25 protein-coding genes are annotated in these 26,432 nt (G+C 40.0%); 8 read left to right on the top strand and 17 right to left on the bottom strand.

Annotated elements, in window-relative coordinates; translation table 11 throughout:
- Positions 1 to 54 precede the first annotated feature (54 nt).
- Positions 55 to 975: a DUF808 domain-containing protein gene (locus HUW48_RS12745; protein ID WP_182416031.1), complete on the top strand. Its 921-nt coding sequence runs from the start codon at positions 55 to 57 to the stop codon at positions 973 to 975.
- 706 nt (positions 976 to 1,681) lie between these two features.
- On the opposite strand, the gene HUW48_RS12750 is transcribed toward HUW48_RS12745, so the two are convergent.
- Positions 1,682 to 1,828, bottom strand: a complete 147-nt coding sequence (locus HUW48_RS12750; RefSeq protein ID WP_182416032.1) for a hypothetical protein — start codon at positions 1,826 to 1,828, stop codon at positions 1,682 to 1,684.
- A 289-nt stretch (positions 1,829 to 2,117) separates the two neighbouring features.
- Between HUW48_RS12750 and HUW48_RS12755 the strand changes: the two genes are divergently transcribed.
- The 3 genes from HUW48_RS12755 to HUW48_RS12765 all read left to right on the top strand — a co-directional run bounded on the left by HUW48_RS12755 (position 2,118) and on the right by HUW48_RS12765 (position 4,852).
- A complete protein-coding gene (locus HUW48_RS12755; RefSeq protein WP_182416033.1) occupies positions 2,118 to 2,453 on the top strand; it encodes a DUF6616 family protein in 336 nt (111 codons plus the stop codon).
- Between the two features lie 264 nt (positions 2,454 to 2,717).
- Positions 2,718 to 3,662 (top strand): N-acetylmuramoyl-L-alanine amidase, encoded by a 945-nt coding sequence (locus HUW48_RS12760; RefSeq protein ID WP_182416034.1) that lies wholly within the window; start codon positions 2,718 to 2,720, stop codon positions 3,660 to 3,662.
- Positions 3,663 to 3,883: 221 nt separating this feature from the next.
- Positions 3,884 to 4,852, top strand: a complete 969-nt coding sequence (locus HUW48_RS12765) for a TIM barrel protein (RefSeq protein ID WP_182416035.1) — start codon at positions 3,884 to 3,886, stop codon at positions 4,850 to 4,852.
- A 614-nt stretch (positions 4,853 to 5,466) separates the two neighbouring features.
- On the opposite strand, the gene HUW48_RS12770 is transcribed toward HUW48_RS12765, so the two are convergent.
- Both HUW48_RS12770 and HUW48_RS12775 read right to left on the bottom strand, forming a co-directional pair.
- A complete protein-coding gene (locus tag HUW48_RS12770; RefSeq protein ID WP_182416036.1) occupies positions 5,467 to 7,599 on the bottom strand; it encodes a M48 family metallopeptidase in 2,133 nt (710 codons plus the stop codon).
- A 269-nt stretch (positions 7,600 to 7,868) separates the two neighbouring features.
- A complete protein-coding gene (locus HUW48_RS12775; RefSeq protein ID WP_182416037.1) occupies positions 7,869 to 8,099 on the bottom strand; it encodes a hypothetical protein in 231 nt (76 codons plus the stop codon).
- Between the two features lie 323 nt (positions 8,100 to 8,422).
- Between HUW48_RS12775 and HUW48_RS12780 the strand changes: the two genes are divergently transcribed.
- Complete coding sequence (locus HUW48_RS12780) at positions 8,423 to 8,704, top strand: hypothetical protein (protein ID WP_182416038.1); 282 nt, start codon at positions 8,423 to 8,425, stop codon at positions 8,702 to 8,704.
- Between the two features lie 254 nt (positions 8,705 to 8,958).
- On the opposite strand, the gene HUW48_RS12785 is transcribed toward HUW48_RS12780, so the two are convergent.
- From HUW48_RS12785 to HUW48_RS12805, 5 genes are all read right to left on the bottom strand, one after another.
- Positions 8,959 to 10,782: a glycoside hydrolase family 2 protein gene (locus HUW48_RS12785; RefSeq protein WP_182416039.1), complete on the bottom strand. Its 1,824-nt coding sequence runs from the start codon at positions 10,780 to 10,782 to the stop codon at positions 8,959 to 8,961.
- Positions 10,783 to 11,028: 246 nt separating this feature from the next.
- Positions 11,029 to 11,412 (bottom strand): methionine-R-sulfoxide reductase, encoded by a 384-nt coding sequence (locus HUW48_RS12790; RefSeq protein WP_182416040.1) that lies wholly within the window; start codon positions 11,410 to 11,412, stop codon positions 11,029 to 11,031.
- 152 nt (positions 11,413 to 11,564) lie between these two features.
- Positions 11,565 to 12,395 (bottom strand): IS5 family transposase, encoded by an 831-nt coding sequence (locus HUW48_RS12795; RefSeq protein WP_182416041.1) that lies wholly within the window; start codon positions 12,393 to 12,395, stop codon positions 11,565 to 11,567.
- Positions 12,396 to 12,490: 95 nt separating this feature from the next.
- Positions 12,491 to 13,234, bottom strand: a complete 744-nt coding sequence (locus HUW48_RS12800) for an EcsC family protein (RefSeq protein ID WP_182416042.1) — start codon at positions 13,232 to 13,234, stop codon at positions 12,491 to 12,493.
- A 127-nt stretch (positions 13,235 to 13,361) separates the two neighbouring features.
- Positions 13,362 to 14,123, bottom strand: a complete 762-nt coding sequence (locus HUW48_RS12805) for an MBL fold metallo-hydrolase (RefSeq protein ID WP_394368467.1) — start codon at positions 14,121 to 14,123, stop codon at positions 13,362 to 13,364.
- 643 nt (positions 14,124 to 14,766) lie between these two features.
- On the opposite strand from HUW48_RS12805, the gene HUW48_RS12810 reads away from it, so the two are divergent.
- Positions 14,767 to 14,970: a hypothetical protein gene (locus HUW48_RS12810; protein ID WP_182416043.1), complete on the top strand. Its 204-nt coding sequence runs from the start codon at positions 14,767 to 14,769 to the stop codon at positions 14,968 to 14,970.
- Between the two features lie 211 nt (positions 14,971 to 15,181).
- Positions 15,182 to 16,123: a sugar phosphate isomerase/epimerase family protein gene (locus tag HUW48_RS12815; RefSeq protein ID WP_182416044.1), complete on the top strand. Its 942-nt coding sequence runs from the start codon at positions 15,182 to 15,184 to the stop codon at positions 16,121 to 16,123.
- A gap of 164 nt (positions 16,124 to 16,287) precedes the next feature.
- Here the strand turns inward: HUW48_RS12815 and HUW48_RS12820 are convergent, their stop codons facing one another.
- The 5 genes from HUW48_RS12820 to HUW48_RS12840 all read right to left on the bottom strand — a co-directional run bounded on the left by HUW48_RS12820 (position 16,288) and on the right by HUW48_RS12840 (position 20,380).
- Entirely contained in the window at positions 16,288 to 17,211 is a 924-nt protein-coding gene (locus HUW48_RS12820) for a DUF5777 family beta-barrel protein (RefSeq protein WP_182416045.1), read from the bottom strand.
- A gap of 18 nt (positions 17,212 to 17,229) precedes the next feature.
- Positions 17,230 to 17,793, bottom strand: a complete 564-nt coding sequence (locus HUW48_RS12825; protein ID WP_182416046.1) for a YceI family protein — start codon at positions 17,791 to 17,793, stop codon at positions 17,230 to 17,232.
- Between the two features lie 230 nt (positions 17,794 to 18,023).
- Positions 18,024 to 18,404: a hypothetical protein gene (locus tag HUW48_RS12830; RefSeq protein WP_182416047.1), complete on the bottom strand. Its 381-nt coding sequence runs from the start codon at positions 18,402 to 18,404 to the stop codon at positions 18,024 to 18,026.
- A gap of 43 nt (positions 18,405 to 18,447) precedes the next feature.
- A complete protein-coding gene (locus HUW48_RS12835) occupies positions 18,448 to 19,836 on the bottom strand; it encodes a hypothetical protein (RefSeq protein WP_182416048.1) in 1,389 nt (462 codons plus the stop codon).
- Positions 19,814 to 20,380, bottom strand: a complete 567-nt coding sequence (locus HUW48_RS12840) for an RNA polymerase sigma factor (protein ID WP_182416049.1) — start codon at positions 20,378 to 20,380, stop codon at positions 19,814 to 19,816. Before HUW48_RS12840 ends, HUW48_RS12835 begins: the two co-directional genes overlap by 23 nt.
- A gap of 831 nt (positions 20,381 to 21,211) precedes the next feature.
- Here HUW48_RS12840 and HUW48_RS12845 point away from each other — a divergent pair.
- Positions 21,212 to 22,636, top strand: a complete 1,425-nt coding sequence (locus HUW48_RS12845) for a Glu/Leu/Phe/Val family dehydrogenase (RefSeq protein ID WP_182416050.1) — start codon at positions 21,212 to 21,214, stop codon at positions 22,634 to 22,636.
- Positions 22,637 to 22,704: 68 nt separating this feature from the next.
- Here HUW48_RS12845 and HUW48_RS12850 read toward each other — a convergent pair whose 3' ends face one another.
- From HUW48_RS12850 to HUW48_RS12865, 4 genes are all read right to left on the bottom strand, one after another.
- A complete protein-coding gene (locus HUW48_RS12850) occupies positions 22,705 to 22,944 on the bottom strand; it encodes a hypothetical protein (protein WP_182416051.1) in 240 nt (79 codons plus the stop codon).
- 510 nt (positions 22,945 to 23,454) lie between these two features.
- Entirely contained in the window at positions 23,455 to 24,420 is a 966-nt protein-coding gene (locus HUW48_RS12855) for a sulfite exporter TauE/SafE family protein (RefSeq protein ID WP_182416052.1), read from the bottom strand.
- A 522-nt stretch (positions 24,421 to 24,942) separates the two neighbouring features.
- Positions 24,943 to 25,578 carry a peroxiredoxin gene (locus tag HUW48_RS12860; RefSeq protein ID WP_182416053.1) on the bottom strand — a complete coding sequence of 212 codons (636 nt, stop codon included), beginning with the start codon at positions 25,576 to 25,578 and terminating at the stop codon, positions 24,943 to 24,945.
- Between the two features lie 185 nt (positions 25,579 to 25,763).
- Positions 25,764 to 26,351, bottom strand: a complete 588-nt coding sequence (locus HUW48_RS12865) for a hypothetical protein (RefSeq protein WP_182416054.1) — start codon at positions 26,349 to 26,351, stop codon at positions 25,764 to 25,766.
- Positions 26,352 to 26,432: the final 81 nt, after the last annotated feature.

Genomic DNA, 26,432 nt, shown 5'->3' on the forward strand with positions numbered 1-26,432 from the left:
AGCGTTGGGTAAATAAAAGTAAATAAATAATCTACTAAAACTAAAATATATATAATGCCATCCGGACTCCTTGCTTTATTAGATGATATTGGTGCCCTCGTTAAAGTTAGCGCGGCCAGCTTAGACGATGTTCCTACGCAGGTTGCCAAAACTACCGGTAAAGTTTCCGGCATTGTGATTGATGATACCGCTGTAACACCCAAATACGTAGTAGGCCTCGATCCCGCGCGGGAGCTGGCTATTATTTTTCAGATTGCCAAAAAGTCGCTGATTAATAAAGTTATTTTCTTAGCGCCGGCAGCGCTGTTGCTCGGTTTTTTTGCGCCCTGGGCTATCCAACCTATACTCATGCTGGGTGGAGCTTATTTATGTTTCGAGGGTTACGAAAAAGTGCATTCCATGTTTAGCTCGCACGAGGAGGCACACGACAAAAGCGCAGCCGTAGAAATAACCACCCCGGAAGAACTGGAAAAAGAAAGAATAAAAAGCGCCGTACGCACCGATATTATTCTGTCATCTGAAATAATTGCAATTGCTTACAGCCAGGTAGCCGATCAACCATTAATTTCCCAAATCGTGGTATTGTTTTGCGTAGCGGTTTTTATTACGGCGGCTGTTTATGGGTTTGTGGGTTTAATTGTAAAAGCCGATGATTTTGGTGTACACCTGGCTAAAGAAACTCATAGTCCACAGGTACGAAACCTCGGACGAGGCATTGTAAAATTTATGCCGCATTTTTTAAAGATATTAGGCTACGTGGGCACCGCGGCCATGCTATGGGTTGGTTTCGAAATTATTACCCACGGCATTCCTTTTTTACATCACCTGGTAGAAAACCTGGAACATTCTTTAGCCAGCGTACCGCCCCTGGCTTGGTTAGCTAAAGCCCTGGCTTGCGCAATTGGTGGCGTTATACTGGGCTTTGTTATTGAAAAAATTGTACGCTTGGTTCGCAAATTATTCTCTAAAAAATAGGTAAAGGTTCTAAATATAGCAACTCATTCAGCCTACTTACCCTCCGCCGCAAGCTAAAACTTGCGGCTTTTTTATTTTTTCAGTTATTAAAACAATACTTTAAGATAAAGTAAGCTCAGAATTTCTTCTTACCCTTTATACCCAATAGTAAGAAGTAGTTGCTATAGAAAACTTTGATTTTGTTCTGTGGAGCCTTTTCAAGACACCAGGCTTGAGTGCTATCTAGGTTGATAATTCAAGTTTTGCCTCGTGGCCGGCGGGCCCCGTTTGGCTCTTCCGCCCTCGCTATTCTTCCTTTCCACGACTCCGTCTGCGGAATACTGCTGCGCAGTACCGGAACCCTAGCAGGTGCTTCACAGCTAAACAGATGTCTTTGCACTTAGCTACTGCAGTCCTTTTTGGCATACATTGCCACTTCCTTTGCTTTTAATTTATTGGCATTTACTATGGCGCGGATTTACTTCCGTGCCTTTCTCCTGCTGGCTATTGTCTGGTATTCTTTTCTAGTACATCTTGCTAGCATATCTTGCTTGCGCCAGCCTTAGCAGAGCGAAACTGGTGACTTATCGACCAAAGCCAGTCTCCCGGCTGGCGAATACCCTAATACACCTCAGTCGGGAGACTGACTCTTGTTCTTACGCCCAAGTGACGCTTCGCTTAACACTTGTACGAAGAGGCGTATTTACTAAAACTTTGCCTTTGATAGCTAGAACCAGGTAGCTACAAGCACTGATACCAGTTTGGCTGTTGAGGGCCTTTTAGCGTTCCGGTGCTGCGGGAGCAGCATGGCGCAACGGAGTGAGCCAAGGTTCGCTAAACCGCCCGAAAGAGCCAAACGAGGTCCGCCGGCCATGAGGCAAATCTAGAATTATCAAACAAGTTAGCACCGCCGCCTGGAGACAGGAACTGGCTACAAAGAATATGCTTACTAGCCAGCAAAATCTAGAATAGATTTTTGATACAATTTGATGTTATAGAAGATTTAAGCTGTTTTTGCTTTATGATTATACTAAAAAATACAACCAAAAATTTTGCTGGTTAATTGGCCCATACTTTCATAATTAATTATTAATCAAATAGTGGTTCGTTATTGTAAATTTTAGTTAAATTATTATGCATTTACACCTAAAAAAATTAAAGCTATGATTACGTACATCGAACTCTGGAAAGCAACCCCCGCTTGGCAAAATATAAGTCAGGAAGAACGGAGCAATTACATTAATCAACTAGGGCCGTTTATTCAAAATTTGTTGGAGAATGGGGTACAGATTATAAGCTGGGGAGTAAATGATCAAAATACTTATCAGCGAATTGATTACGATTTCTTTGCGGTTTGGAGTTTCCCAGATGCTAATTCTGCTCAGGAATTTGAAGAAGGAGTAGTGGGTGCTGGATGGTACACCTATTTTGAACAAATAAATGCCCGAGGCCTTACTCAAACTCCACCAGATGTTTTAAGTAAAATGATCGCCTTATAACCGCAATTTTCAGCAAGGTAATCCGGGGCTACTATTTTCGCTAATAAATTGCTGTTAGCGGTAATTTTACTATTTCTTTTTTTCAGGAAGTAACCCTCCTTAAAGGAAGGATCTGTTATACATAATGCATTCGCAAATTTTCTATAATTAACGGCGGCTTTCCGGCCATGTAACAAGTACCTTTTCTTTTTAATTACTTTCATTAGTAATCTAAATAGGCAATTTAAACCTTATGCTTAACTTGAAGCCGTTAATTCGGTTTCTATGAAAAAAGCTTTAATCCGCCTGGGCATATTAGTAATAAGTGGCCTGAGTGTATATTCCTGCGCCCCTAATCCTTATGCTTCCACCAATAAATCGTATAAAAAACAAGTAAAAGCTTTTGCCCGCAGTTTGCGGCAAGTTCCGGTAGTAACACCAGGTGCCGATAGCTTAAATATGGGAGATATCTGGGTTGGGTCTACAAATTTTAATGTTCGGAAGCCTAATTATATTATTATTCACCATACTGCCCAAAGTTCATCGGCTCAAACCCTGCAAACATTTACGCAAACCCGTACCCAGGTAAGTGCCCATTATGTTATTGACCGCAATGGCAAAGTGTACCACATGCTGAACGATTATTTACGCGCCTGGCATGCCGGAGCCGGTAAATGGGGAAATAATACTGATATTAATTCTTCTTCCGTTGGCATTGAACTGGATAATAACGGGGCTGAACCTTTTGCTCCTGATCAAGTAGCGAGCTTGCTGAAATTATTGGCAATTTTAAAGAAAACGTATAACATACCCACAGCCAATTTTATCGGCCACGCCGATATTGCCCCTACCCGTAAAAACGACCCCAATGCTACTTTTCCTTGGCAACAACTGGCCCAGCAAGGCTTTGGTTTATGGTACGATGCCGAGGTATTGGGAAATTTTCCCTTAACGGATACTACCCTTGCTAATGTTGCACTTCATTTAATAGATACGACTTTTTTAGTAGCAGATACCACGCTTATAGCGGCAGATAGTGTTCTGAACGTTACTGGAGTGCCCACTGGCTTTAACCCGATTGAAGCGTTACGGATTATTGGGTACGACACCAGCGATTTAGCAGCTGCCATAAAAGCATTTAAGCTTCACTTTATTCAAACGGAAGTAAACAGCATTTTAACGGATTCAGATAAACGGGTACTTTACAATTTATACAAGAAGTATTTGTAACCCGAAAGAAAGTGCTTCAATAAGCTTACGTGAATACTAAACGGTATTCCGGGTAGTAGTAAAAAGCTTTAAAAACCAAGTTTTATTTGAAGAAGGCAATGCATTAAAAATCAAAAAGATTCTCTTATATTTCTCTTTCTTACTAATTTATATTCCAGATTTTGCTTTTACATACCCCTTAATTTTGAATTATATACTAACTGACTTTAAAAGAAACTTATATGCATAACAGACGATCCTTTTTAAAAACTTCCGGCGCTTTGGCCCTGGCTGGTTTATTGCCTTCAATTAGTAACGCTAATTCCTTATTTGGTTATTTAGCTGCCAAATACCCGCCCGTTGGAATTCAAACGTATACGCTCAACTTTTTACTAAATGGCCCCGATGTGGATACCAAAGCGGTTCTAAAGCAAATTGCCGATATTGGAGTGAAAGAATTAGAAACCGCAACAGGTACGGCTACCGGCTTATACTACGGACACAAACCGAAAGAATTTAGCGCGATGGTTAAAGACTTAGGCATGACCTGGGTGGGTAATCATTATAGCGGCCTTCCGAGAACCCGAACTACTCCCCCTGCAGCAGCTAGCGGAGCGGTAGGGGCTATTGCTACCCCTCCTACCCGGCCAACCATGCCCGGGGGCCCTCGAACCAACTTAGCTGAGAACTTACAACAAATCGTTGACGAATCGGCAGAGGGAGGTTGTTCCTGGGTGGTGTGTTCCAGTTCAGCGGAGTCTACCATGGATGAAATCAAAAAAACAACTGAAATTTTCGCGAAAGCTGGTGAAGCTGCCCGGAAAAATAAAATGAAGTTTGCCTATCATAACCACCAATCCGAATTTGCTAAAGTGGATGGTATAAGTGCTTATGATTACATTTTAACCAATACCAACAAAAACGAAGTATACATGGAACTGGATTTAGCCTGGGCATTTATGGCCGGTATGGACCCGGTTGCCATGTTTAAACAATATCCGAACCGGTTCCCACTGTGGCACGTGAAAGATATTGACCCGACCACCAAACGGCCTTGCCCGGTAGGAGCCGGTCAGTTCGATTTTAAACGTGTTTTCGAAAACTCCAAACTATCCGGCGTGCAGCATACTTTTATTGAACAAGACGGCGCCAAAACCATAGACGACCCAGCTGCCAGCATTAAATGGTTAAAAGCTAACGTTTACGTTTAGAATAAAAACTGACATTACCTGAATATTATAAAATACTGTTGCAGGAGTTAGGTGGAGAATTAAGGCTGAATAAAAAGTAAATTACTTTGATTACCAAGTATCATTTAGGCAAATTCTCCCCTACTCTCCAAAATATTAAGGGCGTTAAGTTCTGTTGTAAAAAACTGATCTAACGCGAGCGTCTACGCTCGTGTTGTTCATCGTCCGGCCTCTGGCCAGTAGAAACAGGCGAATGACTGCATATTAAATAATAAGGATCTTGGATTAACCCGGGCGAAAATCTCCGAAATAATATTCACGAGCGTAGCATGCTTGCGTAGACAGGAATTTATTAAAACTAAACTTACTTGCCTGTAAAGGGGTAATTATTACTAAATACCAGCGTTCGATATAAGCATTTCATAACAATAAAACATACCTGTATTAGCCAAAAGAATTAAACTGTAGAGATTCCCGTCTATTCCTATCATTCTGGAAGAATCTAACCAGCAAGTAACCGGTTTGATTCTTCCAGAATGACAGAATTAAAGAAGATGAGATTACTTTTTATGTGGGTTTTTCATATCTCGAACGCTCGTTAAGTACTTAAATCAGTGGCCCTGAAACACAATTTATTAGTATTCTGGTTTAAGTTGAGACGTATTTAAAAGTGTTAGTTGCGTATGGAGTAAATGCTTCTTTACTTTAAAAGCTTTTTCAGTACTAAGATTGATAAAAACTTTCGCCATTTCCATTAAATAACTTACCGCATGTTCGTTAACGGTTTCACCCTCTAGGTATATAGGGTCTTCGGCTTGGGCATACACTTTCAACTTTACAAGCTGTTTCTCAGTTAGATGATCCTGAGTAGTACTATTTTCTAAAAATTTTATTATTCTTTTTTTAAGATTTTTTTCCCGGTTGGCTAATTCATCTAACAATACAGCGGCCGCTTCTAAAGCTAACGTTTGTGTAAAAAGAGGATGTAAAACCAAAATGATACTTTCATAAAATTTTTCATCACCTTCCGTATCCTTCATGGCTTCGAAAAGTTGCTGGTATAGGCTCTTGAGTTGCTCTGCTTTACCCTGGGTTAAGGCTTGCCGATAAAAGAATTGAAAAAGCTGAATGTCTAGTTGCTTCAGTTTTTGTTGCGCTTCGGATACGTCCCGGGTAAGTTCTGATAAAATATTTTCGACTTCTTTGGCCCGGTACTTTTTTCCATCAAAATCTAAATTCTTAATGCCGGATTTACCGTTTGCAATTTTTTGTAACACTTCTACATCTCTTTGCCAACTACTTACCTGAGCCGGTAAACGGCAAGCTTCTTCAGTTAAAAAATCTTCCAGTTTATTCGGGGCATTTACTTCTTGTAAAGCCTGTTGAGCTTGCTCCGTGGTGCTAAAAATAGTAATATCCCGGCTATCGTAAAACCCTTTGTATGCAGCATCAAAGCTGTAATCTTGCTCTTCTTTAGTAATTTTATCTCGGAAAGCAGTTAAATCCAGTACAACAGGAGACCAAGCTACTACTACCTCTTCAAACATTTTAACCGTCATTTGCTGTTGTAGCTTCTCAGCATCTTTAAATAAGCTCCAGGCTGGCTCCTGAATAGTTTCGGAATGAATATTTAAACTATTTAAATGAACAATGCGGTCTTCGGTACTAGGATGCGAGGCCCATTGATTTTTAACAACCAAGCGGCTCTGATGAAATAAAGAAGTGGTTTGCGCATTTATTTGCAAGAAATGGTGCTCAACTGGATTGTTTAATTGCCGGCCCAACTGATGCATTACTACCTGGTGCTGCGGGTACAAATTGTCCGGCATTAAATTATCATCTTCCCAGTTTTTATAATGGTCGAGCAATTGATTAAAACAAACGTCCGCCGCTTCTATGCGGTACAAAGAGGTTACTAAATGCTGCGAACCAGTAACGTAAGCAGCCACCGCATCGGCATGAAATTCCATTTGTTGCGATAACCTAGAGTAACTTTTATTTACCAGCAGAAATACTTTTTGCAGAATAAACTGAATGATGTTGATTACCCCTACAGTTAAATGAGCAAAAATGGAAAAAAAACCACTGGCGCTACCCCAATTGCTTAATGCCCGTTCAAAACCTTTGTTATCGTAAAGTAAATTATATAGCACTTGATTCACATTATAAATATAGCTGCCTAGTTTCATGCTGCGTTGCGAAAAATGCCCGAACTCATGAGCCAGTATGGCTTTAAATTCACTTATATTAACGGAGTTCACCAACCCTAATCCGATCTGCAAATTTTTCCGGACCGGCAGAAACATACTCCAGAAACCTGAATTATAAAATACGCTGGCATTCACATCGCCCGAAAGGTAAATACGCTTAGGGAAAGGGGTTTGCGTTTCGCGGGTTACCTGCCGGATAAAGGCAAACAAAGTGGGCTGGTCTTTTTCGGTAACTTCTATTAAACCGGAGCGATCCGTTTTATGCCGGGAAAAAATAAATTTAATCATAAATATTACTACCATCAGCCCCAAGCCGGCTAATCCGAGACCAATCATGATAGTAAAGAATTTGGTGATGGTAAAAACCAATAAGACAGCAATAGCAATACACACGGCGGCAAACCCTAAGGCTAAACCAACCAAAGTAAAGTAGGTAAGAATAAAGAAAATAATAGTACCTAAAACTTTAAAAACTTCGGTTTTAAATGCGGCGGAAGGTCGAATAATTTTTTCGTCTACCCCAAGGGGCATGGGTGGGTAAGTAAAATTTGTTTGCATAGTAGAAAGGATAAGTTAATAGATAAATTTTAAGGTTTTGCATTATCCAATTTATTAAAAATCTGTATGTTAGCTTTCTTTTAACTTATTTATTTAATGCTTATAGCTATAAATAGCTTTTCCCTCCTGAATTTTATCCTGGCCCGCGCTATGTTACCGCTCTACCCTTCTCTACCGCAATAAAAAAGTGCTTGTATTATTGCCGGAGGACCAGCTAATACAAGCACTTTAATTTAACATAATAACTAAAATAATTACTTATAGATTATCTATGCTCCACCTACTTTTGCCTGATCGGGCAACTCGTTATAGCCCGTACTTTCTTCTTTAGTAGTTTCCGTTTCTGGGGTGTATTCGCCACCTTCTTTTTGAACATCCGGAGTGCTGGCTTCGTCAGGAGTTTGGGCTTGGTTTTCGTCGGAGCCACCCGTTACGTTTTCGCCTTCTTTTTGAACGTCTGGTGCCGGTATGTTATCGGTATTTTGCGGTGTTGTGCTCATAGTTTTAGTTGTAGTTTAATTGATAAAGTATATAAGCGTAAATAATTCCTGAAGGTTTTACTAAATCGGGCAAATGCTTGATTATACTGGATTGTAAGAGAGTATAGGCTATACAAATGGATTAGTGTTTGTAATTAAAATTACTCATACATGGCTAATTGTATTATTTTAATTTTACCTGAGCACCTAAACCAGCTACAAGAGAAATAACAACAATAGAATAATTCAACGCTGGCGATGCTATTTGCTTTTAGTAATTTTACATCACTTAAAGAGGAACAACTAATTATAGATTATAAATTATTTATACATAAATCAAACGCATGAAAAAATTAATCCGGAAAGTTATCAATCCTTTTTTACCGTCTTACGAAGTAGTATGCACTAACTATCAATTAATTCCCGGTATGCCGGTTAATAAAAATCAATCTCGTCATTCGTTTGGCAAAGGTGCTTCTGTGGAAGCTGAGGCGTTTTACAGCAAAGTAATTTCCTCGGATTTAACCAGAATGATGGCTCCCGTAGAAATTGAATTAACTAAAAGAGGCAAAACTATTCAGAAAGCTAAGTTCGGTCCGGTTGAAAATTTCAAAAGAGCCGCTTAATTCTTTTTACACAATTAATCCATCTATTTTAAACCCTTGCTTTTCCAGGTTAACCGGAAAAGCAAGGGTTTCTTATTTTATAAGTATTTTGTTTGATTAAAGTTTGGAATAAAATATAACAATAGTTACAACTTTTATCAAAATATTTTATACATCTCATTTAAACAAAGTATAACAAAAGCAATAAAAAATTATTTCATTTGCTAAATTTAACTAATCTGATGAAGCACACTAATTTTTATTAAAAATTAAAATCAGGAAGACGATAAAAGTCCGGGAGGAACGCTTAATTCGCCGGTATGCGCATCAATTAACCCATTCCGTTCATCTTCTATGTTAGTAGCCTGGGTATACACATCGCCGGCAATGGGCCGTTGCCGCAACTCGTGCTTAAATTGCCGAATACGTTCGGTTCGTTCTTCGGCATCTTTTGGTCCGCCGTAATCCGGAAAACCAAAGCCTCCCCACTCACTCACCACTAAAGGTACTTGTCGCCGGTAAAAAAATGGATCGCCTACTACCAACGGAAAAGCGGCTACTCCTTCCATTTCGCCGTTAGTTAACCGGTCGAGTAATTCCTGCCAACGACTTAAATCGGGAGTATACAAATGTGCCGTGAGTAAATCCGATTTTAATTTACCTTCCCAGGAAATATGCTGCCAGCCATCGTTGTCTACTACCAGGTATTGGGGATGTTTAATGAGCATGTAATGATACATGTCTACTATATACTGGCGCGTTTCGGGGTTAGTGGCAATATCCTGAGCGCCCCAATCTTCGTTGTACAAACTCCAGATTATAACCGACGGATTGGTTTCCAGTAAAGCTAACATTCTTATTAACTCGGCCTGGTGATTTAGTCGGCTTAAAGGCGTGGAGCTATGCGGACTTGGAACTTCTACCCATAACAACAATCCAATTTCATCGGCCAGATTATAAATGCGCGGATCTACCCCGGCGATATGTACTCGCACTAAGTTACAACCCAAGGCTTTCATGGCGTAAAAGTGCCGCTGCATTTCATCGTAAGTGGCCGTACCCGGTTGGTACAAAATGCCGTCCAGGTAAATTTGTTTATTATTTAGATACACGAACCGGCCGCGCGCCTCTATTTTACGCAAACCAAACTGAGCTTCAATCTCGGCAACATAGCCGTTGGCATCAATAAGCTGGGCAACTACACAATACAAATTTGGCGTTTCCGGCGACCATAATTTTGCATCCGGAACTTCCACTACCAAACGTTGTTCTTTCTGACCAGCTTGCAGGTTTAATTCAAAATCGGAAGTAACCAGCGGCTCGGCATTTTTTTCCTGCGGAAAAACTTTTAACCGAATAATATACTTCCCCGGATCGTGAATACGGGTGGTTAAGTTAAAGCGAACCAGGTAATCTTCTACTACACTAATAACCCCTATCCGCGACCGCAGCCGGTTGCGCTCTACGGTTTCTATCCAAACGCTACGAACAGCTCCCGTGTTAGTCTGGTACCAGATGCCGCCGCGTTTGTATACGTGCGATTCCTGCTTCCCACGGGGAATCTCGGCATCCATGGTATCGGCAATGCGCACGTTAAGGCGGTTTACCGGGAGTAGATCTTCTTCTCCAATCTCGTACGAAAAAGAGGTATATTCACCGTAATGCACCTCCTCGCCCTCAATGGTGCGCAATAAGCGTCCATTCAGCCAAACGCGTGTTTCGTAGCCGCAAGCCCCAAATGTTAACTGAAACATAGACGGAGTTGGATCGCCGTTACGCTCCGGCTTAGGAAATTCCCGCTCGTACCACACCACTACTTTATCTTGCCAGGCATAAGGATCTTTTTGCCCCTTAGCAGCCGCTAAGTGCATTTCTACACTACCTGGCCATTGTGCAGTTGTTTTACAATGCTGCCCATTATTCCAGCCTTCGCTTAATCCCCGATCATCGGGGTCGTAGCAAAATTTCCACTCTCCATCCAGTAATAAGTAGGTATTTGAACGTAATACTACGCGGGGCAGTGGATTCTTAAATTCTTCGGGGGCCGGTGTAACGGTAGTACTTTTGGTAATACCAAAATTTGGATTCGGAACGGACATAAGCGCTTTAGTTTAACCATCAATACGGACAAATAGCCGTGCCGGATATTAATTTTTTACAATTAGGAAGGAAGTAATTCGAGATAAACAGATGAAGCTTTTATTGTTTCTGCTCCTGGTTAAATTCTCTGTGTTAGAATAGTAGCGTGTTAACTTCAAGCGATTTACTAAGGGGCCTCAATATCCTTTAAATAAAAAAGGATGGCCTATTTAGCCATCCTTTTTTACTATTTTGATTGTTTTTATTTATTCTTCCGGAATAAAATCCATGGAAATAGAATTAACGCAATGCCGGGTATTTTTGGGGGTAAAACGTTCGCCTTCGAATACGTGACCCAAGTGGGCCTTGCAATTAGCACAAACAATTTCTTCCCGGTAACCATCGGCATCCAACACGCGTTCTACGGCACCTGGTATTTCATCGTCGAAGCTGGGCCAGCCACAATGCGAGTCGAACTTATCTGCGGACCGGTAAAGCGGAGCGTTGCAGCGCCGGCACACGTACGTACCGGGTTGTTTGTTTTTGTTAAATTTACCTGTAAACGGCATTTCGGTGCCTTTGTACAAAATTACCCGTTCTTCTTCGGGAGTTAATGTATTATAAGTGGCAGATTTATCGGTGTTATTCATATTAGGTTTTAGGTAAATGCTTTATTCTATTAACTAATTTAAGTAAGATTTAGTTTGAATAGAAATAATCGGATATCAGCTTGCTTAAATAAATGGGCATTAGTTAATGTCTATTAACCACTAAAAAATCTAAGAAACTGTTTTAAAATAGATTAAACTCGTTTAAGCATGAGGGCTAGCATCGCTAAGTAGACCATCCTCTGACTATTACGACGGTTCTTTTCATAATCTTTATTCAGTCGTCTGGCAAACAGCAGCCAAGCAAAAGTTCTTTCTACGACCCATCGACGGGGCAAGGCTTTAAAGCCTTTCGTATTATCTGTTCGAAGCACTACTTGCCAGCACCAGCCCCATAGCTTTTTTACATAGGCCATTAAATCCTCTCCCCGGTAACCACCATCCACCCAAACCAATTTAATACGCCGACAGAGATGAGCTAGATAAGGCACTCGCTTCCTATAGCGAAGCAATGGCATGGCTCCTTTCTTTTCCGAAACACTGGCAGCGCATACCCATACGGCTAACAGCAAGCCTTGGGTATCGGTAAGAACAAACCGTTTGCGGCCCTTGATTTGCTTACCCGCATCAAAGCCCCGGTGAGAACCCCCACAAGCCGTTGTTTTGATGCTTTGGGAATCTATATTGCCCGCCGAGGGACAAGCTTGGCGCTGGGATTGGCACCGCAGCTTTTTTACAAAAACGCTATGAACCCACTCCCAGGTGCCATTCTGACTCCAGCCATTAAAGTAACCATACGCCGTTTGCCAGCACAGTAAGTCATGGGGCATGCTCCGCCAACTACAACCCGTTTTTACTACATAAAAAATAGCGTTTATGACCTCTCTTAAATCGGCGGCTGGGCGACCTGCTTTCCTGATGGCTGAATCCGGTCCTTCCAATAACTTCTTTAACTTCTGCCAGCCATTCTGACTGATATCACTTGGATATCTCCGCCGTTTTTGCTTCTTTTGACTAGTACTCATTTCGGTTTTGATAAGTTGGTGGTTCAACTATTCTTAACCCTTTTGAGTACTTTTTTATTCCCCTATTTTCCCCTAAGTACTTTTTAAAACACCTTCTAAGCCTCACTTTTATTTCTCTCGTCCAGCCAACGCATACGATAAGCATTCATGGCAAAGCGGCCTAATTTATCCAGCAATCGGTAATTTACCACCGCTCCTACCGGCGCCCCAATAATGGGTATGAGTTGCGCCATTTTGGCTAAGTCAATGTAATCGCGGTATTCCTGCTGGAAAGTACGCCAATCAAACTGGTGAATATCGTCGGGTAAATTATGTTTTTGTTTTTCCCAATTTACTATTTGCCGGTAAATATGCGTCCGTTGTTCCTGGCTGCTGAAGGCTAATTGAAAGATGTACAGCAAATAAATTCGTTCTTTGTAATCGCTTACATTATAGCCATAAAGGGCGGCAATATCATAGAGCATTTTTAATTTTAAACCTAGCAATAATGGAAAATCGGCTAACCCAAGTAAGATGCCGCCTGCACCGGTAATACCGCCTTCGGCGGCCGCTGTTTTTTTGAAAAATTCAATACGCTCCCGGATAATAGCTTCGCGCATTTCTAAGGAATGATTATAAGTAGGCGTTCGGGTGGTAAATTCGGCGCCAAATAAAACTGCCCGAATCATGTGTTTAATGGTAGCGGTAATTACCTGTTGTACTTTTTCGGGAATAATGGTGTTAATTTTTTGCTGTACCCGTTTGGCCAGGCGATTAGTAAAGGAAGGTGAACGCAGCATTTGGCGTTGCCAGTCTCTAAGTTCCCGCAGTACTTGTTCTTCGTAAATGGGCTGCAACATAATTTTTTGCTGTATTAAACCTTATAAAGCGTTAAAATAGAAAAACCGGATTCCTTTTTGGCTTATGCCTTATCAGGAATCCGGCTAAGTATTGTCCTGGTACGAAAACAGGAACTTAGATTAAGTTTTAATTAGAAGGATACCAACCACGCAGACGAACGTCTATCTGGGCATTTTTATCATTTACTAATTTTTTAAATGCTTCTACATCGCTTAAACCATCCTGGCCACGGTAATGATATGGGTAAACCACTTTTGGTTTAAAGGCCAGCAGGGCCTCTGCGGCCTGGTTTATATCCATGGTAAAAGGTAGGTTCATGCACACAAAAGCTACATCAATATTTTGCAAAGCCTTCATTTCCGGAATATCTTCCGTGTCGCCGGATAAGTAAATATTTTTTCCGCCAATATTGAGCACATACCCGTTTCCTCTACCTTTCGGGTGCCGCGAATCAGCCGTTTCCGGTAGATTATACATGGGCACAGCGGTAATTCCCATACCATACTGAATAGTTTGATCGCCATTTTTTAGGATGGTAGCTTTAGATTTCAGGTTAGCTGGTAACATTTCGGCCACAGCAGCGGGAACAATAAATTTAGCTTTCGTGGTGTTAATAGCCTCCAAAGTTTTTAAATCAGCATGATCGCCGTGAATATCCGTAATCAAAATTAAATCGGGAGCAGTTAAACTCGAAAAAGCAGCGGCTCCACCGTATGGGTCTACATAAATGGTTTTGTTATTCCAGGTAAATACTACAGAGCCATGTAACACCGGTTGAATCGTAACGGAACCTTTCTTGGTTGCAAGCTGGTCGGGTTTGGAGCGCTGGGCGTTAGCCTCATAAAAAGAAAAAGCAAGTAAAAAGACAAAGAGATACTTAAGCATCATAGTTTTTTGATTTAGGTTATAGGTTTATGGTTAAACAACCAGAGTAGCATAAGGTTGTTTTATTTAATATTAGATGTTTTCTTTTTAGTAAAAAAAGTGAATTTTAAGTTAATAGTACCGTTATTAAGTTGTTATCTTTCGGTAATATTCTTTTAATAGGCGGTAAAATTATAAGCTTTATCCTCCTTAAAAGCTTAGTTCTTCTCAGCTACATTTTTAACAAATATCAAAGGTAAATATAAGCACTTTCGGAAATGTAATACTAATTCAAACAAGTTAAAATTGAACATTTACGGGTAATAAGATAGGAAATAAATACGGATTCTGGAAAATAAAAACGGATTTTGAAGGTTTTGACTAGGTTTAACGTATATTTTTTTCTATTTTGAAACCTATAACCAGACACCCCGCTAATAGTAACATAAGCGTAACATACGCTGTGTAACTTTATCTTTCATTTACAGGTAAATTTATACTTGTATTGTTCTTTATTCTTAGTAAAACAGAAAAGAGACATTTACTCCTGGTTAGCGAATAAATTAGTAAAAAGCAACTGCTTTGCATTAGTTTATTGGAGAGCTAAAACTTATTTGGGCGCTGGATTCAGTTTAATTTTTTTATCAGCTAAAAATAAATTTATTATATGGTTGTCGATTATTTGTATCAGTTAAAAAGCATGGATGTAAACTCATTACCGTGGCAGGATCGGGAAGCTTTTGTTACCGTATTAAACTACCTGAGCCGCCGGGTACGCGACCCCCATCTTCTGGATGAAATTAAAAAGCAAATGCTACAATTACTTCCTAAAAATAAGACACCCCATTCAAAATCAGAACCGGTCAAGTAAACTGACCGGTTTTTTATTTAATTCCCCTAAACTTCTGAAAAGAGGGAGATTAAAGTGTCTGGTAATTTACTGTAGAAGTTATGGCGATGATCTTCCGGATAATGGCTGTAAATTTATTAATTGTATAATTATTGCCAGCAGACCGGCCTAAAATTTGCAATTTCGAAAGAGTGGGATAATTTAGGGGTTGCATTTTACTCTAAAAACGTCTATGTCCGCAACTTCTTTTTCTCGTCGTGATTCTTTAAAATTATTAAGTGCCTCGGTTGGCCTTTCGCTGCTACCTGGCCAAAGCCAGGCCCAACCCGCAGCAGCTCCTGCTCCATTTACTTATTGCTTAAATTTAAGTACCATCCGGGGCCATAAATTGGGTTTTGTTAAAGAACTGGAAGTTGCCTCTAAAGCAGGATTCCGTTCAGTAGAAATCTGGATGGAAACGTTAGAAAATTACCTGAAAGAAGGAAACACGGTGCAGGATGCCCGCAAACTCATTAATGATTTAGGTTTGAAAATAGAAAATGCGATTGGTTTTGCCGCCTGGATTGTAGACGACGAGGCTACCCGCACCAAAGGCCTGGAACAACTAAAACGCGAAATGGAATTGCTGGCCCAAATAGGTTGCCACCGTACTGCAGCCCCGCCCATGGGTGCTACCGAACAACCCGGGTTAGATTTAAAAAAAGCAGCCGAGCGTTACCGGGCCATATTGGAGTTAGGCGAAAAGACCACGGTCATGCCGCAATTGGAAATGTGGGGATTTTCAAAAAACCTGAGCCGGTTGAGCGAAGTGATGTACGTAGCCTTGGAAAGCGGCCATCCGGGAGCACGCGTGTTATTGGACGTGTATCATTTGTACAAAGGCGGATCGAGTATAGAAAGTTTGCCACTGGTAGGTAAACCAGCTATGGAAGTTTTTCACGTAAACGATTACGCAGCAAATATGCCATCGGCTACTATTACGGATGCCGATCGGATTTACACCGGCGATGGAGTAGCGCCAATAAAGAAAATTTTGCAATCGGTAAAAGCCCCCGATCGTCCTTTAGTAATTTCGTTTGAGGTATTTAATAAAAAATATTACGCCCAAGAACCATTATTGGTAGCACAAACAGCACTTAACAAAATGAAAGCGGTAACTAAAGGTATTGGCTAAGAAGGACATTAGTCCTGCAAATATTTTAGTGCTTTTAGCTAACGGGATAAATAAAAAAGTAGAGTAGATATAGAATCTGGTACAGACAATATCTATTCTACTTTTTTATAAATTATTCTTACCGCAAACACCACTCAGCTTAACAGATTGCGTTTTCAAGAATATCAATATTTTTTCTTATCCATTTTCCGGCTTTTATCTAAATCAAAAACGCGGGAAATATTAAAGCCGAAGTAAATATCTCCATTTCCCCAGGTACCCATATTGTCGGCAATCAGATTTTTTTCAATCATGCCAATGGAATTACTAAACAACAATTGAAATACGTGGCCACCCGTTTCTATATCAAAACTAAGCGATAAAGCATTGGTATAGGTATCGGCGGTGTGGCCGGGCAAGAGGTAAAAATACTCGGCGTTGAAGGAGGTGCGTTTGGTTATTTTATGGCGACCGGATAAACCAATTGCATAGACATCGCTTTCGTCCTGGCGGGTAGGAACCAGGTTGCGGTGAATCCAGGTAGGTGATAATTGCAGCGATAAATTTTGATTAAATTTTCGGGCAATTAAAAGCTGAGTGGTATAAGTAAGCCGGGATTTAAACATTATGTCCTGCTCCGGGTTGCTGGGCCGCAACGAATTTAAAGCCGCGCTGCCAAATAAAACTGCCGAGACGGGCCGTTGCCAACCGCCGTCTTGTTGACGCATAAAGCGGTATTTCAAAAAACCATCAAAAGTTTTCTGGTAAGAACTTCTCCCAAAGCCTACGTTTAGATTATTAGTAAGGCCATATTCCAAGGCAAGCCGCATTACCGCATTATCTAAACCAAAGAAATTATAAGCCCCACTATTTAAAGTACCAAACCTATGCGAAATAAGAAGTACCAGTTCTTTTTGCGCGTTGGTTTGCACCGAATGGCCCGTAATAATGCGGGTACCTTTAAAAATGCCCGTAGTATAGCTGGCATTTTGTTGGGTGCTGTCGGCGGCTTCCGCCATTTTTAGTAAATCATCGTCCTGGGCAGCAGCTTGCCGGGCACATACACTACAAAAAATTACGAAAAGGAACAGATAATATTTCTGACGCATAGGAAAACCATTTAAAAGTTATTGTTTGGCAACATACGGTTCGTACTGCATGTCGACATTTATTTGAATTATTTTAGCAATGTGATTGCGCACCAACAGCGGAATCTCAATATTATATTCCTGGGGAGTAATAGTAAATGTTGATTTTGCCCCAATCCGGTTGCCTTTCACATCTAAAGTACCATCGGCGGTAACCTGCCGGGATACACCATGAATAGTAAGGGTACCGGTTACTTTGGTAGGATACACGCCATCTTTCCGGAAATCAATACTTTGAATATTGGTGATGGTACCTTTAAAAGTTCCTCGGGGATATTTATCGGTTTCCAGGAAGTTTTCGTTAAAATGCTCCTGCATCAGCGACTTTCGAAATTCATAATTTTTCATGGGCACCGAAAATACCAGCTCCCCGGTATCAAAAGACAAAAAGGAAGAAACGGCTTTATTATGTGCTTCGATATTCTCGATGGGTGTTTCAGAGAAAAACCAGATGTGCCCGGCCCGGGTGAAGTAGCGGTTCTGCGCCACTCCTTCACCACTGCCCAGCACTAGCAGCCATATTAGCAACAGGAAAACTTTCATGGATTACTAGTTTAAGGAATGAGAAAATAATATAAGGATTAAATAACAGGCAACAAGTATTAAGTTTTATAGTAACTGGTTGTAACTAATGCAAGTAGTGAAAGCCGATTTAAAACATTCGGTATAGAAACGACTCACTTATTTTTACTAAATACCGATGTATATTCTTAATTAATCTGTTAAAGAGGCCGCACATTTAATTTACTTAATGGTGGATGACCATATTATGGTTAGTTATTTGGCGTACCATTGTCGATCCATTTTTTTATACTGGCAATTTCACAATCTGATATTTTGGTACCGCCGAAGGGCATTGGAGTAAAACCTGGGGCGTGGGTAATTGCCCCCATTAATTGGCCGCTATTAGCCCGTTTTTGTACTTCGGCGAACGAATCCAGAATAACCCCTCCGGATGGGCTTGCGGCTCCGTGACATCCCTTGCAACCCCGGTTTTCCAAAATGGCATTCATGGTGCCAGAAAAAGTAACTGCCGAAGTATCGCAGGTACCTGGGTTCGCGTATAAATCTTCTTCGTTATCGCTGGCACAACCAGTTATTAAGCCTAAATTCAGAAGGCATAGGAATGCCATTCGCCATTTAAAGTGGTGCATAAGTTTAAATTAAAGTGGTTATTATTTAGTTACTGATCAGGTCTTAACGAAAACTGTATCCAACGTTAAAAAATATTCCCATACTGGTCAGGTTTACTTTGCCGGCCCCAATACCTGCCAAGGGAATTTTTACAAAAGGCTCTGCCCCTACTGAAATAACCGGCGATATTTGACGGTTGTAACCCGCCGATACATTTAGCACCTGGAAGAAGTGCCTGTTCTTATTATCCACTATCCAATGCTTACTATATGGATTGCCGTAATTACTATAGTCGTAGCGGTAATCTTCGTGCAGCATAATATAACTCGATAAACCCGTTTGCACATATGCCACGTGGGTAGGTAAAGTCAAAAACGAATAACGAACGTTCAACGGAATATCAATGACTTTACATACCGCATTTATATCATCCGGTAAATGTTGGCCGGCCGGCCAGTAATTTGGCCCCGGATGATAATCTTCGGGTTTAGCGCCGTAAACTTTGCGCGCCCGCACCATACCAGTTAAAATTGCCCACCGGTTACTTACTTTATAACTTAAAAGTACTCCAATATTTGTACTGGCTTTTTCGGGCTTTACAAAACCAACCGTACTAAAATCTGGCCCCAGCGCCAACGTTAATCCTAATCTGCCCAAAAACCGGGTGCGCGTTTTTTTTAGGGCAGAATCTGCTAAAGTCTGAAGCTGAGCAGAATCCAGCAAAGGTTTATGGTCCAATGCAATATTTGTTTTCTGGTCTATCTTCTCTGTTGAATCAGCCGCGGCATTTTGATTATTATTCAACAATTTGGCAGTTAAGGTAGTATCTACTTTTATTTCATTATTTACTGCACTTGTAACAGTGCTTTCTGTTATTAAAGAATTGTTTGTATCCTTAATTCCTGCCTCTTTTTGAATTGAAGTACTCAGCATCTCACCACCTTTTTTTGCCTGGTTTGCTGCCACTCTTAAACGCCTGGAACAAATACCAACTTTTTGCTCCGTTACTGCCCTATTTACGTGGCTTGGCAGTTGAGCTATATCGTTTGTTTTATCTTTAAAATTTGGTAAACTGTTAGAAACATCCTTTTTATCCGTAGAACTTACAACTTCCGGTTTTTCTATATTCTTACCTTGCTTTTCTTCTTTTTCTGAATTATTTCTTAAAGGCAATCCAGGTTTTTCGGCCTGAATAGTAATTTGTTCTGTTTTACTTATTTCCTTTTCCGGTTGCGTATAACGATATACTAACCAGCCGGCCATTAATAATAAAAGCACCAGCAATGATCGCTTGGTCCAGTTGGCAAAAGTTGATTTAGGCGTATCCGCTGCATCCAACTTCTTTTCCATATCGCGCCAGGCTTCGGGGTCGAAATCCGGTTGAAACGAATCCGCTGCCTGCCGGAACATATTATCCAGTTCTTCTTCTTCAGGCATACTTCTTAAATTCATCCGGTTGACTTTTTTTTAACATGGCCTGCAAATTAGCGCGGGCCTTCGATAAGTTTGATTTAGAAGTACCTACCGAAATATTCAGCAATTCTGAAATTTCTTCGTGGGTATAGCCATCGATCGCGTACAAATTAAAAACGGTACGGTAACCCGGCGACAAACGCTGAATGAGCTGCATCAAATCGGCATGGCTTAACTGATGCGTAATATTTTCGGCGGTTGTTTCCTTTTCGGCTTCTTCCAGATCACGGTGGTGGTAATGTTTGTAATTATGGCGATAGTTATCCAGGGCAGTATTGATCATTACCCGGCGTAGCCAACCTTTAAACGATTTCTCTGTGTCGTATTTTTCAATTTTAGTAAACACTTTCATAAACCCATCATTGAGCACTTCCCGGGCTTCTTCGTTACTTTTAGAATAACGCACGCAAATGCTCATGGCATAGCCAAAGAAGTATTGATACAACTTTCGCTGCGCTTCCCTATCCGACTGTAAGCAGCCCTGAATCAGGAGCCGTATATCTTCAAAACTTTTTTCAGCCACGTACTTCTGTTTTGCACCCCCAGCACGGAAGGTTTTATGGGATGGTTGCTTTGAATTTAGATTTATTTAAAAATTTCTTTAAAATAAGAATTCTTCTGCATTTAACCTCAGGCATAACCACTTTATAGGCGTAGCAATTATTTTTTTAGAACCAGGCTTATTAATAGAATTAAAGTAAATCTTATTAGCTGACCGAATAGATAGATACTTAAGCTTTACTTTCACTAAACACAATAGCTAATTTCCCGATAACTGCTTGATTCCATAAATAAGGGTTCTTGCTTATTCGTAATTCTAACCTTTTTAGAATTTACTAAATTTATAATCAGCCACTATTTTTATATCATAGCAACAGTAAGAACTTTCTTCAGAAAGATCATATAAATCTACTTTAATAATTTTCCACAAGCTCGTCCAAACAAGTTGCCTCCAAACTTTATTGGCAAAGCCCAATCTTCTTTATGTACCATTATTAATGTGGATAACTCGTTGATAACTAAGAGTATTCCACATTTTGCTTTAAACCAGTTGTTATTGGCACCTAAATTGAGGCTTTATACCTAAAGTTATGCAAGCAGAATATAATTTAGTTAAACAATCATTTTTGCTAAAATTTTTCGTTTCTTTAAAAATTTAATAATTAGGCCATCTTTAAAAGTCAGGTAATTGAATAATTTACAAATACAGAAAAATCAAAATTAGGCAGTTTGTGGTATCCTAGATTTTAAGGCATAATCAGGTGAAGCTAAATTACTTTCTAAATTCCTTTAAACAATCCACCGCCTCAGCTCGTTTTATATATATCTTTCTCATAATCCTTACCCGAAAACTATGATTTATCAGGAATCCCAGGGAAAACAATTCTTAAACAGTGTCCATCATTATTTCGACGAAGCCGCTAAACATTCTACTTTACCGCCCGGCATTTTAGAACAAATTAAAATATGCAACAGCGTATATAAAGTAAATTTTCCGGTAGAAGTAAACGGCAAAGTAGAAGTAATTGAAGGTATCCGGGCCCAGCATAGCCACCACAAACTGCCTACCAAGGGTGGTATCCGCTACAGTATTCACGTGGATGAGGACGAAGTTATTGCTTTGGCTACGCTTATGACCTTTAAATGCGCCTTGGTTGATGTACCCTTTGGCGGAGCAAAAGGTGGGGTTAAAATAAATCCGCGTACCACCCCGGTAGAAGTACTCGAAAAAGTTACCCGCCGCTATGCCAGCGAACTAATCAAGAAAAACTTAATTGGACCAGGAATGGACGTACCTGCCCCGGATTACGGTACCAGTAGTCGGGAAATGGCCTGGATTGCCGATACCTATCATACTTTTAAATACGGCGAAACAAGTGCTTTAGGCTGTGTTACCGGTAAACCAGTAGGCCAGGGCGGTATTCGGGGCCGGACCGAAGCAACAGGCTTAGGTATTTATTTTGGCTTACGCGAAGCCTTGCAAGACGTAGAAATTTTAAACCAACTAAAGATTACGCCGGGCCTGGCAGGTAAACGCTTAATTTTGCAGGGATTAGGTAATGTGGGCTACCACGCAGCTCATTTCTGCCAGCAAGATGGTGTCATTATAACAGGTATAGCCGAGCGGGAAGGCGGCATTTACAACCCAGATGGTTTAGATATTGAAGCAGTATTTAAGCACCGCAAAGAATCTGGTTCTATTTTAAACTACCCCGGTGCTACCAACGTGGAGAATTCTATCGATTTGCTTGAGTACGAATGCGAAATTCTGCTACCGGCCGCTTTAGAAAATCAAATTGATGAAAGTAATGCGGCACGTATCAAAACAAAAATAATAGCTGAGGGCGCAAATGGTCCTGTTACCCAACCAGCCGAACAAATTTTACTAAGCCGTAATATCTTTATTTTACCCGACTTGTATTTAAATGCGGGTGGTGTTACAGTTTCTTATTTTGAGTGGTTGAAAAACTTATCGAATGTACGTTTTGGCCGCATGGGAAAACGTGCCGAAGAAGCCAGTCTGCGCCGGATTATTGATACAATTGAAACTACCACAGGTAAAAGCATTTCTGCCAAAGAACGGCAGTTAATTATTCGGGGAGCCGATGAAATTACCTTGGTTCATTCAGGTTTAGAAGATACCATGATTCACGCCTACCATGAAATGCGCGACGTTATGCGGGAGCATCCTACCATATCGGACTTGCGCACCGCTGCTTTTTACAGTGCTACCGAGAAAATTGCGGTAAGTTACTTATCGTTAGGTATATTCCCGTAAGGAACATTTAGAAAAAAATATTCTGAACAGATTAAACCCGCCAGCAAAAAACTGGCGGGTTTTACTTTTTAAATAGGTTGCTGCAGTTTTTTTACTTTTTCCTGCTGAATGGTAAAATACTCTTCCCAATCAGAAATAGTAGTGTCGTCGAAAGTAATGTCGCGGTTAATGAGTTCTTGTTTAAATTCGTCGAAGCTTAGGTCGTACCAATTTTCCAGCTTGTGGGAAGGGTGGGTCAGGCCGAAATCGTTGGCCAGATAAGTAAAAAACTGATTGTTGATTTCGTTCAGTAATACTCCATTATCCATAATTACCGACTATTTAGAGGTGAAATTAATTAATTCGAAGGCTCTATAGGGATATATAATTGCTTGAAAAAATATAATCAGATAAGGTAAGTACTAATATATCAGAAATATTACAAAGTAGGAAGCATTTCGGTTTAAAAAACACCTGAAAAATCCTGATTCCCAAGCTGCTAAAAACCTAATGGATTTGTAACCACTATTAACCTGTTTTCCGTTTGCTCCCTATTACTAAATAAATCTTTAAAGCCAGTAAACATGACAGTTGCTTTAGATCAAATCCATACTTTGATGCGGAAAATAATTACTATAATGTAATTCTTGAAACACCAAAAGGTAACCGTAACAAACTGTTTGACAATAAAAAATTAGGGGTATTTAAACAAAGAACATGGTAGCGGTAGAAGAAATTTACTAATTCTTATTCGGGGTAGTTAGTTTTAGGATATTACTTTACCCGAAAGTTCAGTTAGAAAATTTGAATCTTGCATCTTTTAAAGTTTCGGAAGTAAACTAACTCCCCAAAGCCATATATAAAATCCGGCTACTTACCAGAATTACTAATATCCCGACTAATATCATCAAGCCTTTCACTGGTAGGTTCTTCGACAGATTAGCAGCAATAGGTGCGGCAATAACGCCACCTAAGATTAAACCAGCAATAATTTGCCAATGATGAATACCGATCATAGTGAAAAAAGTAATTGAACTAGCTAAGGCAATAAAAAATTCTGCCAGATTAACGGAGCCAATTGTAAAACGAGGAGAATGTCCGCCGGCAATTAAAGTAGAAGAAACAATAGGACCCCAACCGCCCCCTCCAACTGAGTCCATAAAACCGCCAAAAACTGCCAAAGGTGCAATTAACTTTTCTTTTAATTTAGACCGATTGGGTCGAAAAGCTTTTATTATAATTAAAGCTCCTAATACCAAAGTATAACTGGCCACTAAGGGTTTTATAATGTAGTTATAGCTTTCTAACTCTGAAAGTATATAGGCGCCTAACCCCGCCCCAATTACCCCTGGAATCAAAAGGGAAGCAAATAATTTACGGTTCACATTTTTTAATTTTAAATGCATTAAACCAGAAGCACCACTGGTAAAAACTTCGGAAGCATGCACGCTGGCACTTGCCGCCGCCGGAGAAATACCCAAGGTAAGAAGAAAAGTAGTGGAAGTTAACCCATAAGCCATACCTAAAGCCCCATCTACCATTTGCGCAATAAAGCCACCCAACATATAAAGAAAAAACTCCGAAGTAGTATTTTGTGCTAACCAATCATAAACCGTAGCAGAATCTTGTACGGGAACCTGGCCCATAAAAATTAAAATAGTGGCTAGTACAATGCCTACCACACCAAAGTGAAATAAAATATTTCTTGGTTTTCCAGTCTTAGCCGGAGTTTCTAAATCAACCGGTACAATAACGGTTGTATTTACTTCAGGTTCGCTTTGGTTTGTATTATTAGATGGTAGCATAGATTTTATTTACTAAATACTATATCAATTCTTTACTGGTGATAGAAGGAGAGAATGAAATTTGTAAATACACAATCCGACCTCATCTTTCATCATTTAACCTTACACCTACCATCCATTTATCTTATTCAATAAAAAAAATCAGGTTAATAGCGTTTAATTGGGGATAAAATAGTATAGTAATTTAATTATCAGAAAGTTATGTAATTTTTTTTTAAATTCTATGGTTAAAACTCCTAAGTTCCTGGGTAAAAATAAATATTCGGTTTAACATCTTTATTGGAAAACAACCACCCATACTCCTCTTAAACTTAGGAGGGGAACTATTACCCAACCTATCAGGTGTTATTTAGTCTTATTGTTTAGGTTTTAAATGCTTCTATTAAACTTTATAAAAATTTATAAAAAGCAATTACAAGTAAGCCCTTCCTTTTTTCTGTTTATGCTTTCTAAATAAATAGCAATAAAGTAGCGGCGAGTCATAAACTGAACCGCTACTTTTATTTACATTAATAGGAAAAATTATAAATTTGGTTGGGGGGTAGTACGCAAATAAGGTTTAATTACTTTGTGGCCCTTCGGAAATTTAGCCGGGATATCCTCGGTTGCAATAGCTGGCACAACAATGCAATCCTGACCATTTTCCCAATTGGCGGGTGTAGCTACGCTGTAGTTGGAAGTAAGCTGTAACGAATCAATTACCCGTAAAATTTCGGCGAAGTTTCTTCCGGTGGAGGCCGGATAAGTTAAGGTTAATTTTATTTTTTTATCCGGACCAATCACAAAAACCGAACGCACTGTAGCCGTATCGCTGGCATTTGGGTGAATCATGTCGTACAAATTGGCAACTTCTTTATTAGGGTCTCCAATTAAAGGAAAATTAACGGTGGTATCTTGCGTTTCATTAATATCCTTAATCCAGCCCGCATGCGAATCGATGGGATCTACACTAATAGCAATAACTTTAGTATTACGTTTATCAAATTCATCTTTAAGTCGAGCTACGGCACCCAATTCGGTAGTGCAAACGGGAGTATAATCACGAGGATGCGAAAATAAAACTGCCCAACCATTACCCATCCATTCGTGGAAGTGAATAACACCTTCGGAGGTTTCTGCTGTAAAATCGGGGGCAATATCCCCCAGTCGTAACGCCATAGTATTTTATTTAATTTAAGTTAAACATGTTTTTAAGAGAAAGTTATTAAATAATCTAAAAGCCTTCTGATTATAACAAGCACTAAAAAACAATTCGGTAGCCTAGGCTTTCTGTGCCTGAAAAATTATTAATTTGTTTTAATTATTTAATGACCAACAATATGCAGCCTGGTTTAGAATCGGATTTATCCCGCCTGCCGCTTCGAAAAATATAATTGTTGTTTTTGTAGCAGCTGCGTTTCGAGGTAATTAATTGGTTTTATATTTTCAAAGACAATACTTAATTCTTGCTCCAGCTCGGGCAATCGGTTTACGGCTACCCGCACCTTTATTAATTGATTGAATGTATCTACCTGCGCGTGGTGGTGCAAAAAATAACTTTTCCGCATAAGCGTATCAGAAAATAAAGTAAAGGCATCTGAATTAGTCGAAAATCGGAACGAAAGACTCTCGCCAAAGGAACTTTGCCAGGTGAATGGTTCCTGACCAGTAGAGCTAACTGCTGTTGTTTTGTTACCGGTTTTAGCGTGCAACCACTTTATAAGTGCTACTGAGTTTCGCACCTGGGCCTGAAAAGATTTAATTAGTTTATGAAGTTCTTGTAACTGGCTTTTATCCAGGACCGTGATTTTAGGTTTAGCTAACGTTAACGGTAGAGCAAGTGCAGATTCAGGAGCAACTAATAGGTTACTTTCGTTTTCAATGGAAGACTTAAAAAAAGAATTGTTTGGGATAGAAGATGTGTTATAATACACAGAAGAAATTGCTTTCATGCGGAAAATTTTTAAAGTAGAACAATGATTCTTAACTAATATCGCCAGTACCGTAATTCTACTTCGGTATGGCCGCTAGCT

This window comes from Adhaeribacter radiodurans (assembly GCF_014075995.1).
GTDB lineage: Bacteria > Bacteroidota > Bacteroidia > Cytophagales > Hymenobacteraceae > Adhaeribacter > Adhaeribacter radiodurans.

Bases quoted from the DNA above. Each gene is read 5' to 3' on its own strand.
- HUW48_RS12745 (WP_182416031.1), top strand. From the start codon at position 55: ATGCCATCCGGACTCCTTGCTTTATTAGATGATATTGGTGCCCTCGTT.
- HUW48_RS12750 (WP_182416032.1), bottom strand. From the start codon at position 1,828: ATGGCCGGCGGACCTCGTTTGGCTCTTTCGGGCGGTTTAGCGAACCTT.
- HUW48_RS12755 (WP_182416033.1), top strand. From the start codon at position 2,118: ATGATTACGTACATCGAACTCTGGAAAGCAACCCCCGCTTGGCAAAAT.
- HUW48_RS12760 (WP_182416034.1), top strand. From the start codon at position 2,718: ATGAAAAAAGCTTTAATCCGCCTGGGCATATTAGTAATAAGTGGCCTG.
- HUW48_RS12765 (WP_182416035.1), top strand. From the start codon at position 3,884: ATGCATAACAGACGATCCTTTTTAAAAACTTCCGGCGCTTTGGCCCTG.
- HUW48_RS12770 (WP_182416036.1), bottom strand. From the start codon at position 7,599: ATGCAAACAAATTTTACTTACCCACCCATGCCCCTTGGGGTAGACGAA.
- HUW48_RS12775 (WP_182416037.1), bottom strand. From the start codon at position 8,099: ATGAGCACAACACCGCAAAATACCGATAACATACCGGCACCAGACGTT.
- HUW48_RS12780 (WP_182416038.1), top strand. From the start codon at position 8,423: ATGAAAAAATTAATCCGGAAAGTTATCAATCCTTTTTTACCGTCTTAC.
- HUW48_RS12785 (WP_182416039.1), bottom strand. From the start codon at position 10,782: ATGTCCGTTCCGAATCCAAATTTTGGTATTACCAAAAGTACTACCGTT.
- HUW48_RS12790 (WP_182416040.1), bottom strand. From the start codon at position 11,412: ATGAATAACACCGATAAATCTGCCACTTATAATACATTAACTCCCGAA.
- HUW48_RS12795 (WP_182416041.1), bottom strand. From the start codon at position 12,395: ATGAGTACTAGTCAAAAGAAGCAAAAACGGCGGAGATATCCAAGTGAT.
- HUW48_RS12800 (WP_182416042.1), bottom strand. From the start codon at position 13,234: ATGTTGCAGCCCATTTACGAAGAACAAGTACTGCGGGAACTTAGAGAC.
- HUW48_RS12805 (WP_394368467.1), bottom strand. From the start codon at position 14,123: ATGATGCTTAAGTATCTCTTTGTCTTTTTACTTGCTTTTTCTTTTTAT.
- HUW48_RS12810 (WP_182416043.1), top strand. From the start codon at position 14,767: ATGGTTGTCGATTATTTGTATCAGTTAAAAAGCATGGATGTAAACTCA.
- HUW48_RS12815 (WP_182416044.1), top strand. From the start codon at position 15,182: ATGTCCGCAACTTCTTTTTCTCGTCGTGATTCTTTAAAATTATTAAGT.
- HUW48_RS12820 (WP_182416045.1), bottom strand. From the start codon at position 17,211: ATGCGTCAGAAATATTATCTGTTCCTTTTCGTAATTTTTTGTAGTGTA.
- HUW48_RS12825 (WP_182416046.1), bottom strand. From the start codon at position 17,793: ATGAAAGTTTTCCTGTTGCTAATATGGCTGCTAGTGCTGGGCAGTGGT.
- HUW48_RS12830 (WP_182416047.1), bottom strand. From the start codon at position 18,404: ATGCACCACTTTAAATGGCGAATGGCATTCCTATGCCTTCTGAATTTA.
- HUW48_RS12835 (WP_182416048.1), bottom strand. From the start codon at position 19,836: ATGAATTTAAGAAGTATGCCTGAAGAAGAAGAACTGGATAATATGTTC.
- HUW48_RS12845 (WP_182416050.1), top strand. From the start codon at position 21,212: ATGATTTATCAGGAATCCCAGGGAAAACAATTCTTAAACAGTGTCCAT.
- HUW48_RS12850 (WP_182416051.1), bottom strand. From the start codon at position 22,944: ATGGATAATGGAGTATTACTGAACGAAATCAACAATCAGTTTTTTACT.
- HUW48_RS12855 (WP_182416052.1), bottom strand. From the start codon at position 24,420: ATGCTACCATCTAATAATACAAACCAAAGCGAACCTGAAGTAAATACA.
- HUW48_RS12860 (WP_182416053.1), bottom strand. From the start codon at position 25,578: ATGGCGTTACGACTGGGGGATATTGCCCCCGATTTTACAGCAGAAACC.
- HUW48_RS12865 (WP_182416054.1), bottom strand. From the start codon at position 26,351: ATGAAAGCAATTTCTTCTGTGTATTATAACACATCTTCTATCCCAAAC.